General features: G+C 38.5%; 9 protein-coding genes. All 9 read left to right on the top strand.

Annotation, left to right across the window (positions count from 1 at the left end; all coding sequences use genetic code 11):
* Positions 1–38 precede the first annotated feature (38 nt).
* The 9 genes from OZP13_RS09675 to OZP13_RS09635 all read left to right on the top strand — a co-directional run bounded on the left by OZP13_RS09675 (position 39) and on the right by OZP13_RS09635 (position 18,585).
* Positions 39–422: a hypothetical protein gene (locus OZP13_RS09675; RefSeq protein ID WP_281296993.1), complete on the top strand. Its 384-nt coding sequence runs from the start codon at positions 39–41 to the stop codon at positions 420–422.
* 343 nt (positions 423–765) lie between these two features.
* On the top strand, positions 766–2,511 hold the full coding sequence (locus OZP13_RS09670) for a family 43 glycosylhydrolase (RefSeq protein WP_281296992.1): 1,746 nt from the start codon (positions 766–768) through the stop codon (positions 2,509–2,511).
* Positions 2,512–2,532: 21 nt separating this feature from the next.
* Positions 2,533–5,100, top strand: a complete 2,568-nt coding sequence (locus OZP13_RS09665; RefSeq protein ID WP_281296991.1) for a glycoside hydrolase family 2 TIM barrel-domain containing protein — start codon at positions 2,533–2,535, stop codon at positions 5,098–5,100.
* A 9-nt stretch (positions 5,101–5,109) separates the two neighbouring features.
* Positions 5,110–7,386, top strand: coding sequence for a beta-glucosidase BglX (bglX, locus tag OZP13_RS09660; protein WP_281296990.1), 2,277 nt, complete (start codon positions 5,110–5,112; stop codon positions 7,384–7,386).
* A gap of 34 nt (positions 7,387–7,420) precedes the next feature.
* Positions 7,421–10,633: an alpha-L-rhamnosidase gene (locus OZP13_RS09655; RefSeq protein ID WP_281296989.1), complete on the top strand. Its 3,213-nt coding sequence runs from the start codon at positions 7,421–7,423 to the stop codon at positions 10,631–10,633.
* 19 nt (positions 10,634–10,652) lie between these two features.
* Positions 10,653–11,498 carry a sugar phosphate isomerase/epimerase family protein gene (locus OZP13_RS09650; protein WP_281296988.1) on the top strand — a complete coding sequence of 282 codons (846 nt, stop codon included), beginning with the start codon at positions 10,653–10,655 and terminating at the stop codon, positions 11,496–11,498.
* A 104-nt stretch (positions 11,499–11,602) separates the two neighbouring features.
* Entirely contained in the window at positions 11,603–13,303 is a 1,701-nt protein-coding gene (locus OZP13_RS09645) for a GH35 family beta-galactosidase (protein WP_281296987.1), read from the top strand.
* A 108-nt stretch (positions 13,304–13,411) separates the two neighbouring features.
* Positions 13,412–16,126 (top strand): glycoside hydrolase family 2 protein, encoded by a 2,715-nt coding sequence (locus OZP13_RS09640; protein ID WP_281296986.1) that lies wholly within the window; start codon positions 13,412–13,414, stop codon positions 16,124–16,126.
* Between the two features lie 8 nt (positions 16,127–16,134).
* The gene (locus OZP13_RS09635; protein ID WP_281296985.1) at positions 16,135–18,585 is read left to right on the top strand and encodes a glycoside hydrolase family 2 TIM barrel-domain containing protein; all 2,451 of its coding nucleotides are present in this window, start codon (positions 16,135–16,137) and stop codon (positions 18,583–18,585) included.
* The last annotated feature ends 1 nt before the right edge of the window (position 18,586 follow it).

Raw genomic sequence — 18,586 nt, 5'->3', positions numbered from 1 at the left:
CAAATTCAAAAACAACTTTAATTTAAAAAACAATTATTATGAAAACAATTAAAATGATTTTCGCAGCCGCTTTACTTATTTTGGCATCAGTTACCGTAAAAGCACAAGACAAAACAGATTTCTTTGTTGGTAAATGGGAATGTTTAACCGTTGGAACACCGGGGGGTGATGGCAAATCCACCATAGTTTTGAAAAGAAATACAGACGGAAAACTTACGGGTGCCTTGTATTCTGTAACCAGTACAGGAAATGAGAACCCTTTTTCAAGAGTTGACGAAAAAGCTAAATCGGTTACAGTATATTTCAAGGCAAACGGTTATGACGTGTATATTTATCTTGAAAAAGTGGATGACAACAATTTGACCGGAAGTACCATGGATATGTTTGACACTACCGCTAAACGCGTAGTTGAAAAAGGATAACTGCTCCTTTGTTGAAATAAATTGTTTGTTAGTTGGTTATAAGGGTGACTTTTTAAAAGCACCCTTATAATTTTCTACCTGATTTTTCCGAGGGTTTTCTGTTCAAAATAATGAAAATCTTTTATGAAATCCTTGCCTGCCTTAGGTTGAAACCATTCAACCAATCCATATTCCTATATTATTTGTAAATAATATATTCGATTAACTAAATGTCATTTATTTTAATTCAGACAACACGATTATGTGTTTGTCAAAAAATATTCCATTAGATAAATGGGATGGTTTCCTTGTAGGGTCTTGTTAAATAATTAAGGCTGACTTGTTTTTGGAAACTGAACTTAATATGTTAGAAAGAATTATGACAACAACTATTTTAAAAAGAGCCTTTTGTGTTTCGATTTTCCTCATGTCATTGCAAATCAGTGCCCAGAAGGTAACCAATCAAACCGCTTTTTGCAATCCATTAAATCTGGATTATCGTTTTCAGCCTGATTTACCGTCTCGTCGCGAAGCAGCCGATCCAAGCATGGTTTTGTATAAAGGGAAATACTATTTGTTTGCCTCCAAATCGGGAGGATACTGGACTTCTGATAATTTGCTGAATTGGTCTTTTATCACAAGTCCCGACCTACCGCTCGAAGATTATGCACCTACCGCTTTGGTAATGAATGATGCGATATATTTTATGGCGCTGGATCGTCGAATTTATAAGTCGTCAGATCCCATGAGTGGGTGTTGGCAAATCGTAAAAGAGGCGTTGGATATTTATGCGGGTGATCCCTGCCTGTTTTTGGACGATGACGGACGACTTTATCTGTACCACGGATTGACGAATTCAAAACCTATCCGTGGAATAGAACTGGATAAAAACACCTTTAATCCAATAGGTGAAGAAAAGAATCTCATGAATACGGATCCAAAATTACATGGCTGGGAAAGGACGGGAAACTACAATACGGAACAGAAAAGACCTTTCTTGGAAGGGGCTTGGATGACCAAACATAATGGAAAATATTATTTGCAATATGCTGCTCCGGGAACTCAATATAAAAGCTATAGTGATGGATTGTACATTGGCGAACAACCATTGGGTCCTTTCAAATTGGCCGACAACAATCCGTTTTCATACAAACCGGAAGGTTTTGTTTGTTCAGCTGGACATAGCAGCACTTTTCAGGACAAATACGGCAATTATTGGCATGCTGTTACTATGTTGGTCGGTTTAAAACATCGTTTTGAAAGACGAATAGGATTGTTTCCTGCATTTTTTGACAAGGATGACACGTTCTACACCTATACGGGATTTGGCGATTTTCCACACACCATACCCAACAAAAAGATGAATGGCCCAGAGGATTATCAGCCTTCCGCCATGTTGCTTTCCTACAATAAACCAATTGAAGTTTCTTCTGAATTGGAAGGACATTCAAAAGAATTGGCAAACAACGAAAATATTCAAGATTACTGGAGTGCCCAAACAGGTGACAAAGGAGAATGGTTGATGATGGATTTGCAGAATAAATGCAAAGTCGGCAGCATTCAAATAAATTATTATGACGAGGGCACCACTAATACGGGGCGTTCAGCATCTATTTATCATCAATATTTGCTGGAGTATTCCAATGATAAAATAAGCTGGAAAATACTTGCAGACAAAACAAGGAACACTTCCGATGTTCCTCATGATTATGTCGAATTGCAATCACCCGTTTCTGCCCGTTATATAAGGCTGACCAATTATCATGTTCCGGATGGGAAGTTCGCTATTTCCGATTTCCGTGTCTTTGGTAAAGGAAATGCCAAGAAAGCAGAACCGGTTGCAACAATTACGGCCGTCCGCGATGTTTCGGACGCATGCAATGTTGCCCTTGACTGGCCTAAAAATGCGAAAGCAACAGGTTACAACATTCGCTACGGAACAGCTCCTGACAAGTTATGCCTAAATTACCAGGTTTTGGAGGCAAACACGTTGACGATCCATAGCCTTGATGCGTTGCAAGATTATTATTTCACTATCGACACTTTTAATGAAACGGGAATAACCAAAGGTAAAATTGTTGTAAAAGTTCCAACAACCAAAAAAAATTAGCAAAAATCCAAACCAAAAAAAATGAAAAAAATACTTTTTATAATGCTTTTGTTAAGCACATTCATGACTGTAAATGCGCAGCGAAAGTTAGAAACAATCAATGAATACTGGCGTTTTGAAAGAAACGACAATAAAGCTGCCCAAGATCCGGCTTTCAATGACCAAGATTGGGGTATCGTGAATTTGCCCCATACCTGGAATGCTGATGATGCCATGAAAGGGAATAATTACTATCAGGGAATCGGCTGGTATCGAAAAAAAATGATTCACACCATTAGTCAGGACAAAAAGTATTGTTTGTATTTTGAAGGTGCTTTACAGGATGTCCATGTATATGTAAACGGAAAAGAAGTCGGAAGACATCAGGGAGGATATTCTGCTTTTAGGTACGATATCACGTCCTATTTGAATAAAGGAAATAAAGCGGTGAATCAAATTGCCGTGAAAGTTGATAACGCATTAAATCCTTCCATAGCTCCATCGGCATTTAGTGCAGATTTTAATTTTTGGGGAGGCATTTATCGCGATGTTTATTTGGAAGAATACAATCAAGTACATTTTCATAACGACAACTACGGATCGAAAGGAATATTTATAGATACACCCGAAGTAAGCAACGAATCAGCCAATGTAAAGGTTCGAGGTGAAATCAAAAACGAGGGGTTAAAAACCTTGTCGGTAAAGATTAAAAATACAATCGTTGATGCTGACGGGAAAATTGTCAAGGAAGTAATTTCAAAAGTAAAAGTTGAATCTGGAAAAAATATGCCTTTTACAGCTTTGTCTGGAAAAATAATAACACCAAAATTATGGTCTCCCGATTCTCCTTATCTTTATCGTGTAAAAACCCAAATCATTGAAGAAAAATCAGGAACAGTATTGGATGAGGTGGATAATCCTCTTGGTTTTCGCTGGTTTAGTGCCGATGCAAAAAAAGGATTCTTGCTTAACGGGAAACCTTTAAAATTGATTGGTGCCTGTCGTCATCAGGATTATGAAGGATTGGGAAATGCGTTGAGCAATGACCTGAACCGTTATGATATTAAGCTGATTAAGGAAATGGGGGCAAATTATATCCGAATCTCCCACTATCCACAAGATCCTTCCGTACTGGAAGAATGTGATAAACTCGGACTGATAGCTTGGGAAGAAATACCTATCGTAAACGCAATTACGCCAACAAAAGAGTTTTTTGAAAATTGCCGCAATAATTTGACCGAAATGATCAGACAGCATTACAATCATCCTTCAGTCGTGCTTTGGGGGTATTCCAATGAGGTATTGATTGGCGGATATTCTGATGAACTTGGCGAGTTGCATAAAGAATTGGAAGCATTATGCCACAAGGAAGACCCAAATCGACTTACGGCTTTGGCTTTTCACGCAAGCCCGGTTTACAATAAAAAAGGATTGGGTGATTTACCCAATGTGGTTGGATGGAATCGTTATGAGGGATGGTATAGGGCAACACTGGCCGATTTTGGAAAATTTTTGGATGAAGAAAATGCTAAATATCCAAACCGTCCTTTGATAATAAGTGAGTATGGTAGTGGGTCTGATACAAGACTTCATAGTCTAAGCCCGGAAAGCTATGATTTCAGTATGGAATACCAGCAGCTATTTCATGCTTCTTATTTGAAACAAATTCTTGCGAGGCCATTTGTGATTGGTTCATCAATATGGAATTTTATAGACTTTGGAGTGTCAAAACGAGGAGAGTCCATGCCGGGAATCAACAACAAGGGCATCGTTCAATACAATCGCCAGCCCAAAGATGTTTATTATTTCCTGCAAGCAGCACTCACCAAAAAACCGGTGCTTTATATTGCATCAAGAGATTGGGCAGATCGTATAGGAACTGCTGCTTCAATGAACGAAAATTTCGCAAAACAACAGGTTAAGGTGTTTTCTAATTTGCCGGAAGTGGAGTTGTTTGTCAATGGTAAATCGATTGGAAAGCAAAAAGTTGTTGATTATACCGCGGTATATGAAGTTCCTTTTGAAGACGGAAAAAACATATTGGAATTAATTTCGGAAAAACAGAAAGATGTTTTTACGGTGAATTTTAAAGTTCAGCCTTATGACCTGCGTACCAGCAAGGACAAGGAATTGGTCATAGCCGTAAATGCAGGTTCAAAATGTTTCTTTACCGATCCCGATAACCGTGTGATTTACCAGCCGGATCAAGCGTATCGTGAAGGAAGTTGGGGGCATATTGGAGTGGATTTGACTAAAAAAACAAATCTGAATGCTCCTCACAATATTAAGGCTACCACTATCGATCCACTCTACCAAACAGCTAGATTGGGAATGGAAGCTTATAAATTCGACGTTCCCGACGGCCGTTACGAAATTGATTTACAATTTTGCGAATCGCAGGAAGGTACTGCAGGTAAAAGGGAGTTTAATGTAGGCATAAATAATCAGGAAGTTCTTTCTGCACTTGATTTGTTTGAACTTTCGGGTTCACTTACGGCTTCTATTAAAACCTATACCGTCGAAGTCAAGAACGGCAAAGGAATTCGAGTTGATTTTACGCCAATAATCGGGCAGCCAATCATAAGTGGTATCAAGGTAACCAGACTTTAATTAAGCATAATGATGAAAAACACACAATTTTACAGTATATGTCTTCTTTTTACTCTGCTGTTCTGCACTGTTTCTGCACAGAGCCAGAACAGTGATGACAAGAAAATGGATGCTTTTATCACGGCATTGATGAAAAAAATGACGCTGGAGGAAAAACTCGGACAGATGAACCTGGTTACCCCGGTTTCCAGGACAGGTCCTTTTGCAACCAAGAATACATTTGAAAAATTGAAGGAGGGTTCAGCAGGGAATGTGTATGCCATTTTAGGAGCGCCGAAATCAGTCCATTCCAGAGTAATTCTTGCCGATAGTACCCGCCTGAAAATTCCGTTTCTAAATGGGCTGGATATCATTCACGGGTACAAAACAATTTTTCCTATTCCACTTGGCCTTGCCTGTTCATGGGACACAACTCTTGTTGAGCAAACTGCCCGAGTAGCGGCCACTGAAGCCTCTGCCGCTGGTTACAACTGGACATATTCTCCAATGGTTGATATTACTAGAGATCCTCGTTGGGGCAGGGTGATGGAAGGAGCAGGAGAAGACCCTTATCTGGGGGGATTGGTTGGAGCTGCCATGGTAAAAGGATATCAGGGAACCAGTCTTCGAAATGAAACTTCCCTGATGGCTTGCGTAAAACATTTTGGAATGTATGGAGCTGCCGAAGCTGGAAGAGATTATAATACAACCGATATGAGTCGTTTGACTATGTACCAGAATTATCTTCCGCCATACAAAGCCGCCATTGATGCCGGTGCAGGAAGTATAATGACTTCATTCAATGAAATTGATGGTATTCCTGCTACTGGAAATAAATGGTTGTTGACGGATTTATTGCGCAAGCAATGGGGTTTTAAAGGTTTGGTGGTTACTGATTTTAACGCCATTCAGGAAATGATTGCCCATGGGGTAGCAGAAGATTATAAGCAGGCTGCAGAAATGGCACTCAATGCCGGGGTCGATATGGATATGGCAAGTGAAAGTATGAGAGCGGCCATACCGGAATTATTAAAAGAAAAGAAGATTACTTTGGCACAAGTTGATGTTGCCTGCCGAAGAGTTTTGGAAGCAAAATATAAATTGGGGCTTTTTGAAAATCCGTATCGTAATTTCAGCCTTGAAAAAGCGGAAAAGTCTTTTTTGACCAAAGAAAATATTCAGGTTGCAAAAGAAGCGGCACTCAAGTCAATAGTGCTTCTAAAAAACGAAAACATGACTTTGCCCTTGAAGAAAGACACCAAGATTGCACTTATTGGACCTTGGGCTAATGATCAGGCAGAAATGTCAAGTATGTGGGCTTTTGCAGGAGAAACCAACACTGTTGTTTCATTTTTAGATGGCATAAAGAAACAAAATTCTAATGTAGTGTTTAGTGCAGGAAGTTTCAATACGGACAATCCAGTTTTTATAAAAAAAACACGCAGCTATTATAACGAAGAGGAGCAACAAAAAATGGAAACCGAGGCTCTTGAAGTTGCCAAAAAATCGGATGTTATTGTTGCGGTTCTTGGAGAATCGAAAACAATGTCTGGTGAAGCAAAAAGCTTTGCCGATATTTCATTGCCGGAATGCCAGAGAAAACTTTTGAAAGCTTTGAAAGCAACAGGCAAACCTGTAGTTCTGGTTTTGGTTAATGGACGTCCATTGACTATTGAAGAGGATCTGCCTTATGCAGATGCAGTATTGGAGACCTGGCGTTTGGGTAATGAAGCAGGAAATGCTTTAGCCGATGTGTTATTTGGAAACTATAATCCTTCAGGGAAATTGACCATGACATTTCCACGTTCTGTTGGTCAGATTCCAATTTATTACAATCATAAAAATACGGGACGACCATATACCGAGGGGAAGAAAGAAAACTTTGTTTCTAATTACCTTGACATGAAAAACACTCCTCTATATCCTTTTGGGTTTGGGTTGAGTTACACCACGTTTACTTATGATAAAATAGTATTGAGTGATGAATTGCTTACAGGAAATAATAAAACACTGAAAGCTACTATCAAGATTACCAATAGTGGTAAATATGCAGGAGAAGAAACGGTACAACTTTACCTAAACGACCCGGTGGCATCGGTTACACGTCCTGTAAAAGAACTTAAAATGTTTCAAAAAGTATTTTTATCACCTGGAGAAACTAAGGAATTGACTTTTGTACTTACACCCGAAGATTTGAAATTTTACAACAGCCAATTGAAATGGGATTGGGAGTCAGGAAAGTTTAACGTTTATATCGGCACCAATTCAGAGGAGGTAATGCAGGCAAGTTTTGTTTGGAAGAAATAGAATTTTCTTTAGATGTTTTTAAAATAATTGAACTATGATTTATAATAAGAAAACTATTAAGTTGGGCATTTTTGCCTTTTGGATGATGTTGTTTGCTGTTTTTCAGGTAAAGGGGAATAACTCTATTCCTGAAAAACAAACAGTACCCGTAAACCTCAGATGTGATTATTTGGTAAACCCCGTGGGTATTGGAAATTGGAATCCAAGTTTATCATGGCAATTAAGCACGACCCAAAATAATTATTTGCAAACAGCTTATCAGATAATTGTTTCAACAAGTCCAAAGCTTTTAACGGAAAATAAATGTGATGTTTGGAACAGTGGAAAAATTGTAGGTGGTGAATCTGTATCCATGCCTTATGCGGGACCAAAAGTGGAATCCCAAAAAAGATATTATTGGGCAGTTAGGGTATGGGATAACAAGGGGAATGTCTCGTTGTGGTCAGAATCTGCTTTTTGGGAAATGGGAATTTTAAATACCAAGGATTGGACTGCCAAATGGATTTCGAATACTCATAATGAAGTAAAGTCGGATCGTGAAAATATCCGCTGGATTTGGTTGGCAAATCAAGATGCAACAGATGTGCCGTCAAAAACCAAGGCCTGTTTTCGATTAAAAGTGAATATTGATGAGTTGCCCAAAACGGCAACCTTGCAGATAGTGGCACGAGGTGATTATCAGTTGTTTGTAAACGGAAAATGGGTAGTTTCAAAAACTAAAGCTTGGCAAACGTTTGAACGTCAGGAACTCATAGGATATTTGAAACCAGGGGAAAACTCAATTGAAGTGCAAGTTTCAAGTGTAAGAACTGCCTCGTTTTCACAAAGTACAGGTAAAGCATATCCGGGGAACTATTCTGCTTTTGCTGCTCTGTTAAGAATGGAAGCAAAGAATGGCAATATCAAAAACTTTCCAACTTCAAGCAATAGTTGGATGTCTAAAAACAATAATGAGACCGACTGGAAATCGCCTAAAGTGGTTGGAGAATTGAATGATCCAAAATTCGGCTTGGATCCAGGACCACTTTCAGAGTCGGCATCCTATTTGCGAAGCGAATTTAAAATAAAAAAGACCGTGGCATCGGCTCGATTGTATGTTTCGGCATTGGGTACTTACAGAATGTATGTTAATGGACAGCGTATTGGAAATAATGTATTGACACCAGAATTTACCAATTACAACAAGAGATTAACCTACCAAGTGTATGATGTAACTTCTTTGTTGAAGAATGGCACGAATGCAGTAGGATCTTTGTTGGGAGACGGTTGGTACGGCAGCCCGTTTGGTTGGAATGGCGAATATGATCTTTATGGTACCACTTCAAACAAGTTGTTGGCAGAGATTCACGTAAATTATACTGACGGAACAAAAGATAAAATGATAACGGATGATTCCTGGAAAGCAAATTCATCTCCAATTCTGATGTCCGAGATATATGCAGGGGAATTTTACGATGCCAGATTGGAACAGAATGGCTGGAATAATCCGGGATTTAATGACAAAGGCTGGAGTGCTGTTGCTGCCGTGGAAGGCAATTATGAAAACCTTTCTCCTCAGGTTAATAACACGGTCAAGGTAACCCAAATAGTAAAACCAGTTGAAATCCGTAAAACCGGAAATCAGCGATGGATTATTGATATGGGACAAAACCTTGTAGGTTGGGCACGATTAAAGGTAAAAGGAAATGCTGGTACACAAGTAAAAATGCGGTTTGCTGAAAAATTAAGTTCAAAAGATAGTTTATTTGTTGATAATCTTCGAAATGCATCTGCAACGGACAACTATGTGCTCAAAGGAAAAGGTGAAGAAGAATTTACCCCACATTTTACCTTTCATGGGTTTAGATATATTGAAATATCTGGTTTCCCGGGGCAACTTACCGACAAAAATATTGTTGCCGAAGTTATAAGTTCGGTGGATGAGGTTACTGGTTTTGTAAATACATCAAGCACTTTAATAAACGATATGTATTCACTTGGAATTTGGGGACAACGTGGCAATTTTATTAGCGTACCAACCGACTGCCCTCAGCGAGATGAAAGAATGGGATACACGGGAGATGGCCAGGTTTTTTGGAGAACAGGAACCTATAACTATGATATTGCAGCTTTCACGCATAAGTGGATGAAAGATATCAAAGACGAACAAACCGTGGATGGTGGATTTACAAACACGGCACCAGCTGTACCCAAAAATAACAGAAAAAATGGCTCGCCAGGCTGGGAAGATGCCGGAGTGGTTGTTCCTTGGGGATCTTGGATGCAGTATGGAGACAAGACTGTTATTTACGAAAATTGGCCAGCCATGGTTCGTTATATGGACTATGTAGCGGCGATGAGTAAAAATTATATCCGTCCCGGAGGATACTTGGGAGATTGGCTCGCTCCAGATCCAACCACGCAGAATAATTTAATTAGCACAGGTCTTTGGGCCATGACAGCCAATATGATGTCCCAGATGGCAACTGCAATAGGGAAAGAGGAAGAAACAAAAAAATATTTGGACTTAAGAGACAAAATAAAAGCGGCATTTCAAAAAGAATTTATAGCTCCAGATGGGAAAGTGGGATCTGGAAGCCAAACTTCCTATGTTATTGCCTTGCATTCCGGAATGGTTCCCGATGCCCTAAAAGCAACTGTAACGGACAAATTGGTAAAAGCAATTGAAGAACGTAATTGGCATTTGTCCACAGGATTTTTGGGAACTCCTTATTTGCTCTTTGCATTGTCTGAAAATGGAAGAGCAGATGTGGCTTACCGATTGTTGCTCAATGAAACCTATCCATCTTGGGGGTACATGATCAAGAATGGAGCAACTACTTGGTGGGAACGTTGGGATAGTGATAAAGTGGAAGCGTCCATGAATTCCTATAATCATTATGCTTTTGGATCTGTTGTGGAATGGATTTATCGTGCAATGGCAGGTATTAATGCAGACCCGAACGCAGCTGGATTCAAGAAAATTATCATCAGTCCCGTATTTGACAAATCTGGAAAGATTACCCAGGCAAAAGGAAAATACCAGTCAGTATATGGTGAAATTTCATCTGAATGGAACATTCTTCCAGATAATAAAGCAGTACTAAAAGTCAAAGTACCTGCCAATACTACAGCTAAAATAGTATTGCCTGCAAATGCCCATATTATTGGTTTAAAGAATGGAAGTACATTGGAAAACAATCCTTCATCCAACAATGCTACGATGGAGATAGGTTCTGGTTCACATGAGTTTGAAATAAAATTGTAAGCTAAAGTATATAAAAAAGATGGCAATTCAAGCAATCCAACAATTTCAACTTCGGACTGCGTTGGGCAGTGAAAAAAAAGCAAGGGAAACATTGCAGGCAGTTAAAGAATCTGGGTACGAAGGGATAGAACTGAATGGTTTCATGATAAAAAAAATGCCTTTGATTGTTCCTCTTTTGACCAAACTTGCGGGTATGCCAATTGGATTCAGCGGGCGACTTGACTGGAAAAAGTTGATTGCGGAATCGGGTTTAAAAGTAGTGGCCATTCACGAGGATTTGGGAAGTATTTTGAAAGACCCTCTTGAAATAATTGAAGAAGCTAGAACTTATAAAACCGATTATATTGTTGTTACGGGAATGTTTCGCCATGATTATTCCAGCCAAAAGGCGGTGACGGATTTGGCCAACAAATTAAACCAGGCAGGGAAACTGTTGAATGCCGGTGGTATACAACTCCTGTACCACAATCACAATTGTGAGTTTCGTAAGGTAGAATCAGGGGAGACGGCATATCAGTTGTTGCTGGAAAAGACGGATCCGCAATATGTGAATTTTGAATTTGATTCCTATTGGGCTATCGAAGCTGGTTGCGATGCTGTTGCCTTAATGGAAACTCTTGGAGAAAGGATGAAATTGTATCACATTAATGATCGGGGATCCAGAGTAAAAGGCAGTAAAGGATCAATAGTGAAATCGGACGGAATGGAATTGGGCTATGGAAACATAAACCTGAAAGCATTGATTGAAGCAGCCAAAAAAAATGGAGTGAAAGCCATTATTTTGGAAACACATAGAAATTGGATAGACAACTCACCTGTAAAGTCTTTTCAGTTGAGTGCTGAATTTTTAAAAAAACATATTTAATCAAGATTACTTAAAATCAATTTATTATGAAACTGCCATTAACAACAAGTTTGCGCAAGCAATTGAATAATCATCGAACTCCAATGAAAATAAAATATACACAAATGAAACAAATACTTCTTTTAATGGCATTATTCATCATGACTTCTGCCAATTCTCAAAAAAACGGTTTGCCTCGACTTGAAAAAGTCGGCGGAAAAACGGAATTGATAGTGGATGGCAAACCTTTCTTGATGTTTTCCGGGGAATTGCACAATTCCAGTGCAGGAAGCACGCATTATATGAGACCCATATGGCGCAATTTGAAACAAAATAATTTGAACACGGTTATTGCCCCTGTTTCTTGGGAACTTATAGAGCCTGTAGAGGGTAAATTTGATTTCACGCTTGTCGACAGCATGATTACCGGTGCCAGAAAAGAGAATCTAAAGTTGGTCTTGATATGGTTTGGAAGCTGGAAAAATGCCAAATCCACTTATGTTCCAGAATGGATAAAGGGGAATACTGCAAAATATCCACTGATGGAATCTCAAGGCGGAAGGTTGTTGAATACACTTTCAGCCTTTGGCAACAATACGCTTAAAGCTGATGCCAAAGCCTTTTCTGAATTAATGAATTATGTCAAAAAAGTGGACGGCAAAAATCAAACCGTGATTATGGTTCAGGTGCAAAATGAAGTAGGGATACTGGGATCTCCAAGAGATTATAGCGAAACGGCCACTAAGGCTTTTACATCACAAGTTCCAAAGGAATTGATGGATTATTTGGGTAAAAATAAAAGCACCTTATACCCTGGATTATTGAAAACTTGGGAAGCCAACGGCAGTAAAATGACTGGAACATGGGAAGAGGTTTTTGGAAAAGGAGAGAAATATAAAGGAGAAGAATGGAAAACAAATTATAGTTTCTATACGGAAGAATTATTTATGGCCTGGAATTTGGCCAAATACACTGGAGAAATTGCGCAAAAAGGAAAACAGGAATATGCATTGCCCATGTTTGCAAATGGATGGATCAAACAGCCAAAATCAACTAATCCGGGTAGATATCCATCAGGAGGACCATTGCCCCAGGTTCTTGATGTCTGGAGAGCTGCCGCTCCGGCTATCGATTTAATAGCGGCGGATATTTATGCAGTGGAAGAGTTTGACTGGGTATGTCAGGAGTTTTCATTATCCGGAAATCCACTTTTTATCCCTGAGACTACAACGGGATTGGCCAGTTCGGCAAGGGCATTGTATGCCTTTGGTAAATATGATGCTTTAGGTTATGCTCCATTTGGTATTGACGGGCATGGTATTTTTAACACGGCAGATTTAAAAGATGTTTCCCTTAAAAATGTTTATGGTTGTTTGAAGAATATTGCACCGGAAATAATAAAAAACAGGGGAACTGACAACATGACGGCTTTGTATCTGGGAGAGGGGAATACCGAAGCAACTGTTGGAATGGGAGATTATGATATTTATGTGTCAAGATTTTCCTCGGCAGGACTTTTTAAAAAGACTGGTGGAAGATTTGGAATAGAAGGTGAGGATGATAAAAGTCCAGCAGGACTGATAGTAATAAAATTAAGCAACAATGAATTTTTGGTTGCAGGTGGTGTTGGCGGAATTCAGGTAACGGTTAGCAGTTCCAAATCGAATAAAGCATTGTACAATGACTATGCTTCGATTGATGAAATTACTTTTGAAAAAGGCAAAATGAAAACCCATAGAATCAATGGAGATGAAACGGCATTAGGAGGAGCAATCATCAAACCGGGAGAAGTAAAAATATTTAAAATAAAAATGTATTCCTATTGAGTTTGTTTTTAATGAATTTAACGGGGTTTTGTATAACAGATTTCGATATAAATTGAGTTTTTAGAATAATTTTTAAAAGACTGTTTAGTAAAAATAAATTAAGTAGTAATGAAATTAATAATGAGATATAAGTATCAACTGGTAAGAATGAGCCTATTTCCAGTTTTGTTTTTATTGATAATGAGTTACGGCTTAGTATATGGACAGTCTAATTTACATAAAGAAACGAATATTTTACAAACGACTCGTAATCAGTTGTCATTAAACAATAACTGGGAATTTAAAATTGGGAAAGAAGAGACTTTTAGCAGAGTCAATGTCCCGCATACATGGAATAACAAGGATGCTTCGGTGGATGGAAGAGAGTATTATCGAGGAGCAGCAAAGTATAAGAAAATCTTTGAGTTGAATCAACTTAAGGACAAGAAAATATTTCTGTATTTTGAAGGAGTCAATCAAGTATCTACCCTGTTTGTGAATGGGAATAGTATTGGAAAGCATTCAGGGGGGTATTCTTCATTTGCTTTTGATATCAGTAAATCTGCCAAAGAGGGAACAAATACAATTGATTTAGATGTAACCAATGAGTCTGATGATACTATTGCACCTTTATCAATGGACTTTACTTTCTATGGTGGGATTTATCGTGATGTTTATGTAATTATTACTAATCCTGTCCATTTTGATGTATTAAACAATGGTTCCAATGGAGTTTTGATTTCCACACCAAATGTTATGGAAACAATGGGTGAATTGAATATTCGAACCCGTTTATTGAATGAAACTAATAAGAAGAAAAAGTTGGCATTGGTGCATCGTATTATTTCATCCAATGGAAAACTAGTTGAAACGATTTCCAAAAATGTTGTGCTTTCGGCTAATTCCGGTGTGAATGAAATAAGTCTTGCTGGAAAAGTAAACGCACCTGACCTTTGGTCGCCAGATTCACCTAATAGGTACACGGTTGTCTCTGAAATTAAGGATCAGGAAACAGGTAGTGTCATAGACCAAGTAGTAAATCCACTAGGATTTAGATGGTTTAGCATGGATCCCCAAAAAGGATTTTTCCTTAATGGAATACATTTAAAGCTTACGGGAGTCAGTAAACATCAGGATTTTGAAGGACTTGGCAGTGCTGTTTCCAATGAGTTACTGATTAAAGATTTGGAAATGATTAAAGAGATGGGAGCAAATTGTTACCGCAGTTCGCATTATCCACACGACCCTGAAGTTCTGAATGCCTGTGATCGTTTGGGCATTTTAGTAATAGAGGAAATTCCATTAGTGAATTCAATTACCGAGTCAGAAGCTTTTTCGGAGAACTGCCATCAGGTGATGACTGAGATGATTACACGGGATTATAATCATCCATCGATTTATTCGTGGGGGTTGAGTAATGAAATCTGTATTTTGGCAAAAGGTCGAATAGGGTCTGAACGGGGTAATGAGTATGACAATTATCTTAAAAAAAATATTTCTTCCCTGAATGCAAAAGCAAAATCACTGGATCCATTTCGATTTACTACGCAAAGCATACATTACAAAACCGATAGATATGAATCCTCGGGAGTAAACAAGATTGGCGATTATATAGGAGCAAACTTATATCAGGGTTGGTATTTTGGCGTGCCGGATTCCTTGGTTGTCAGTGCAAAAAAAATGCAAAAACTATCGGGTAACAAGCCTTTAATGATTTCCGAATATGGCGCAGGAGCAGATCCTCGTTTGCGCGCAGATAATCCGAGAAGGTTTGATTTTTCCCTTGAATATCAGGCTCAGGTACATAAAGCATGGCTGAAAAGTATTTACAATAATGATTTTGTTGCGGGTTCTTTCATTTGGAATTTTGCCGATTTTAGTTCGCCTTATCGAGGTGATACCAATCCATTTATTAATAATAAGGGAATTGTTTCTTATGGAAGAATACCAAAAGATGCATTCTATTTTTATGATGCTGTTCTGGCGAATAAACCAGTGGTCAACATTGGAATGAAAAATTGGAGTTATCATAGTGGGATTGAAAATAGTCCAGGCAGCTCTACCAAAAAGATTGTCGTTTATGCAAATACAAATGAAGTAGAATTATCAATCAACGGAAATTCGTTGGGGAGAAAAAAAGTAAATGACTATTCTGCAGAATGGGATGTTCCTTTTAGAAATGGCAAAAACCAGATTGAAGTTTCGGGCATTGCTTCGAATGGAGAAATTGTAAAAGACTTTCATGTGCTGGATTTTAATCTGATACCATCTGATTTAAACCAGATGATAGCCGGAGATGTAATCAGGGTCAATGCTGGTAGTTCTTTGTATTTCTTGGACGAAGAAGAAAAAGCGGTTTGGATGCCCGATAGGGAATTTACAAAAGAGAGCTATGGCTTTATCGGTGGAAAATTTCTTGTTAACCAAAATGACCGTATCGAATATCGAGAAGGCGTTGCCGATAATATAAAAGAAACAATAAAGGATCCTTTGTTTCAAACTCAGCGTATTGGTGCAAAGGGCTTCAAAGCAGATGTTCCCTTTGGTCAGTATGAAATAACATTCTGTTTGGCAGATTTGTCGATAAAATCAAAAAGTTCAGTTTATGAATTGGGCAAGGAGGACGATGTCAATAAAGTGAATGTATCCGGCACTGCTGAATTTGATATAATGATTAATGGACAAAATATAGCGGATGACCTGAATCCAAAGAAAATCAAAGGGGAGTTAACGGCTTATGAATTCTCAACCATAATTTATACCGACAGTGGGTTAAATATAGAATTCATTGCCAAAAATGGCATTGTGGGAATAAATGGGATAAAAGTTAGAAAGATCAAATGATTATACATATGAAAATTAGAATTGTAAAAATTATCGGAATAAACCTTTTGGTGGGAGTTGTCAACCTTTTTATGTCCAATGTCTTGGCTCAGACAGCTGCCAATAGAGTTCACAAATCGTTTGATGAAGGCTGGCATTTCAAAAAAGACAGTAATGTAAAGGGTGTCGAGAATATTTTATTTGATGCGTCTTCGTGGAGAAAAGTGGATGTCCCTCATGACTGGAGCATTGAAGATTTACCAAATCAAACTCCTGGTAGTGTTCAAGGGCCTTTTTCAAAAGAGGCCGTAAGCGGACATCATACCGGTTATACCGTCGGCGGTACCGCATGGTATCGAAAAACCTTTACTTTAAAACCAGATGAACAGGGGAAAATTGTGTACATCCAATTCGATGGAGTTTACATGAATTCTGACGTGTGGATAAACGGACATCATTTAGGAAATCACCCCAATGGTTACACGCCTTTTTATTACAATCTGACCCCTTATCTTTTGGCTTCAGGAAAAGAAAATGTGATTGCGATCCAGGTGAAAAATGAGGGAGTGAACAGCCGTTGGTACACCGGCTCCGGTATTTATCGTCATGTGTTTCTCAATATTGTAAATCCAATTCATATTGATGTTTGGGGTGTAAATGTTGCCACACCAAAAGTCACTTCATCTTTAGCTGAAGTTCATTTGACTACCACTATTCTGAATGAAGGGAAAACAAAAATGGAAGTTACATTAAATACCAATTTGATTGATGCCAAAGGAAAAATAGCAGGCACAACCAAAAGTAATCTGATGCTTGCAGCCAATGGCAAAACAGAAGTCAACCAGAAAATAAATATTAGCAATCCAAAGCTTTGGTCTCCTGAAACGCCTCAGTTATATAATGCACAAACAACGGTCTTTGTTAATGGCAAACAACAGGATAATTTAACAACAACTTTTGGAGTTCGTGATATTAAAATTGATGCAAAACAAGGGCTTGTCATCAATGGAAAAAGAGTAATATTAAAAGGAGGTTGCATACACCACGATTATGGCCCTTTGGGTTCTGCTGCAATCGACCGTGCTGAAGAACGCAAAATTGAGTTATTGAAAACAAATGGATATAACGCCATACGTTGCAGTCACAATCCCCCTTCGCAAACGTTTCTTGATATATGCGACCGAATGGGTATGTTGGTCATTGACGAGGCTTTCGATATGTGGTTGCGCTCAAAAACAGGAGAAGATCATCACTTGTATTTTAAAGAATGGTGGAACAAGGATTTGACCAATATGATTCTACGGGATAGAAATCATCCCTCAATTGTTCTTTGGAGCATAGGGAATGAAGTACCTGACCGTGCCGATTCGATAGGGATGGATACCAGAAGAATGCTTGTAAAAAGAGTCCGTGAATTGGATCCGACACGTAAAATAACAGAAGCTATTTGTCGTACCCCACAATGGGATAAAAAAACGCCTGCGATATTTCAGGATTTGGATGTTGCAGGATACAATTACCAATTGGAAAAATATGAACCGAGTCATAAAGAATTCCCGGATCGTGTGATTGTTGGAACAGAAACCTTTCCCGAACTGGCATTGGAGAATTGGGAAATAGCCAAAGCAAATCCCTATGTTTTGGGCAGTTTTGTTTGGACTGCGATAGATTATATTGGTGAAGTGGGTTGCGGTATATATGGATTTACTTCAAAAAAAGATGAAATGATAAATGTGGAATGGCCAACTTATACGGCAAAATGCGGTGATTTTGATATTATAGGCAACAAAAATGCAGCTTCTTTTTACAGGGATGTCGTATGGGAAAGAAGCAAAATGGAAATGCTTGTCAAAATTCCCGTACCAGAGAATATGTTTCTGTTTAAAACGCGGTGGGGATGGGCAGATGAGCAAAAAAGCTGGACTTGGCCTGGAAAAGAAAACCAAAAAATGAATGTGGTTATTTATACCCGTTGCCAGTCAGTAAAATTAGAGCTTAATGGAAAAGTGATTGGTGAGCAAATAGTCCCTGATAAATCAATCACGGTAAACTTTGAGCTTCCTTATGAATCAGGAACTTTAGTTGCAAAAGGATTTACCGATGGAAGAGAAGTGGTGTCAACTGTTCTAAAAACAACTGGTCAGCCAGTATCTATTCGTTTAAAAGCTGATAGAACGAAAATAAAAGCAGACCTTAATGATTTATCCTATGTTTCGGTTGAAGTCGTAGATGCCGAGGGCAATGTTGTTCCTTATGCTGACAATATCGAAATTAACTATGCTATTTCCAGCAATGCTGAGATAGTTGGTGTAGGCAATGGAAATACTGAAGACTTGTCGAGTTTTCAACAACCAAAGAAGAAAGTGTTTCACGGAAAAGGACAGGTAATAATCAGACCAAAGGGAAATTCGGGTAAGATTATATTGAAAGCAAGTGCAAAAGATTTAACTGAAAGTTTAATAGAGATTGTAACAAAATAAA

It is taken from the genome of Flavobacterium limnophilum, from assembly GCF_027111315.2.
GTDB lineage: Bacteria > Bacteroidota > Bacteroidia > Flavobacteriales > Flavobacteriaceae > Flavobacterium > Flavobacterium limnophilum.
The sequence above is the reverse complement of the archived record's forward strand: the minus strand, read 5'-3'. Positions and strand labels throughout refer to the sequence as shown.

Excerpts from the sequence above, each read along its gene's own strand:
- OZP13_RS09655 (WP_281296989.1), top strand. The coding sequence starts at position 7,421 with ATGATTTATAATAAGAAAACTATTAAGTTGGGCATTTTTGCCTTTTGG.
- OZP13_RS09645 (WP_281296987.1), top strand. The coding sequence starts at position 11,603 with ATGAAACAAATACTTCTTTTAATGGCATTATTCATCATGACTTCTGCC.
- OZP13_RS09665 (WP_281296991.1), top strand. The coding sequence starts at position 2,533 with ATGAAAAAAATACTTTTTATAATGCTTTTGTTAAGCACATTCATGACT.
- OZP13_RS09635 (WP_281296985.1), top strand. The coding sequence starts at position 16,135 with ATGAAAATTAGAATTGTAAAAATTATCGGAATAAACCTTTTGGTGGGA.
- bglX (WP_281296990.1), top strand. The coding sequence starts at position 5,110 with ATGATGAAAAACACACAATTTTACAGTATATGTCTTCTTTTTACTCTG.
- OZP13_RS09640 (WP_281296986.1), top strand. The coding sequence starts at position 13,412 with ATGAAATTAATAATGAGATATAAGTATCAACTGGTAAGAATGAGCCTA.
- OZP13_RS09650 (WP_281296988.1), top strand. The coding sequence starts at position 10,653 with ATGGCAATTCAAGCAATCCAACAATTTCAACTTCGGACTGCGTTGGGC.
- OZP13_RS09675 (WP_281296993.1), top strand. The coding sequence starts at position 39 with ATGAAAACAATTAAAATGATTTTCGCAGCCGCTTTACTTATTTTGGCA.
- OZP13_RS09670 (WP_281296992.1), top strand. The coding sequence starts at position 766 with ATGTTAGAAAGAATTATGACAACAACTATTTTAAAAAGAGCCTTTTGT.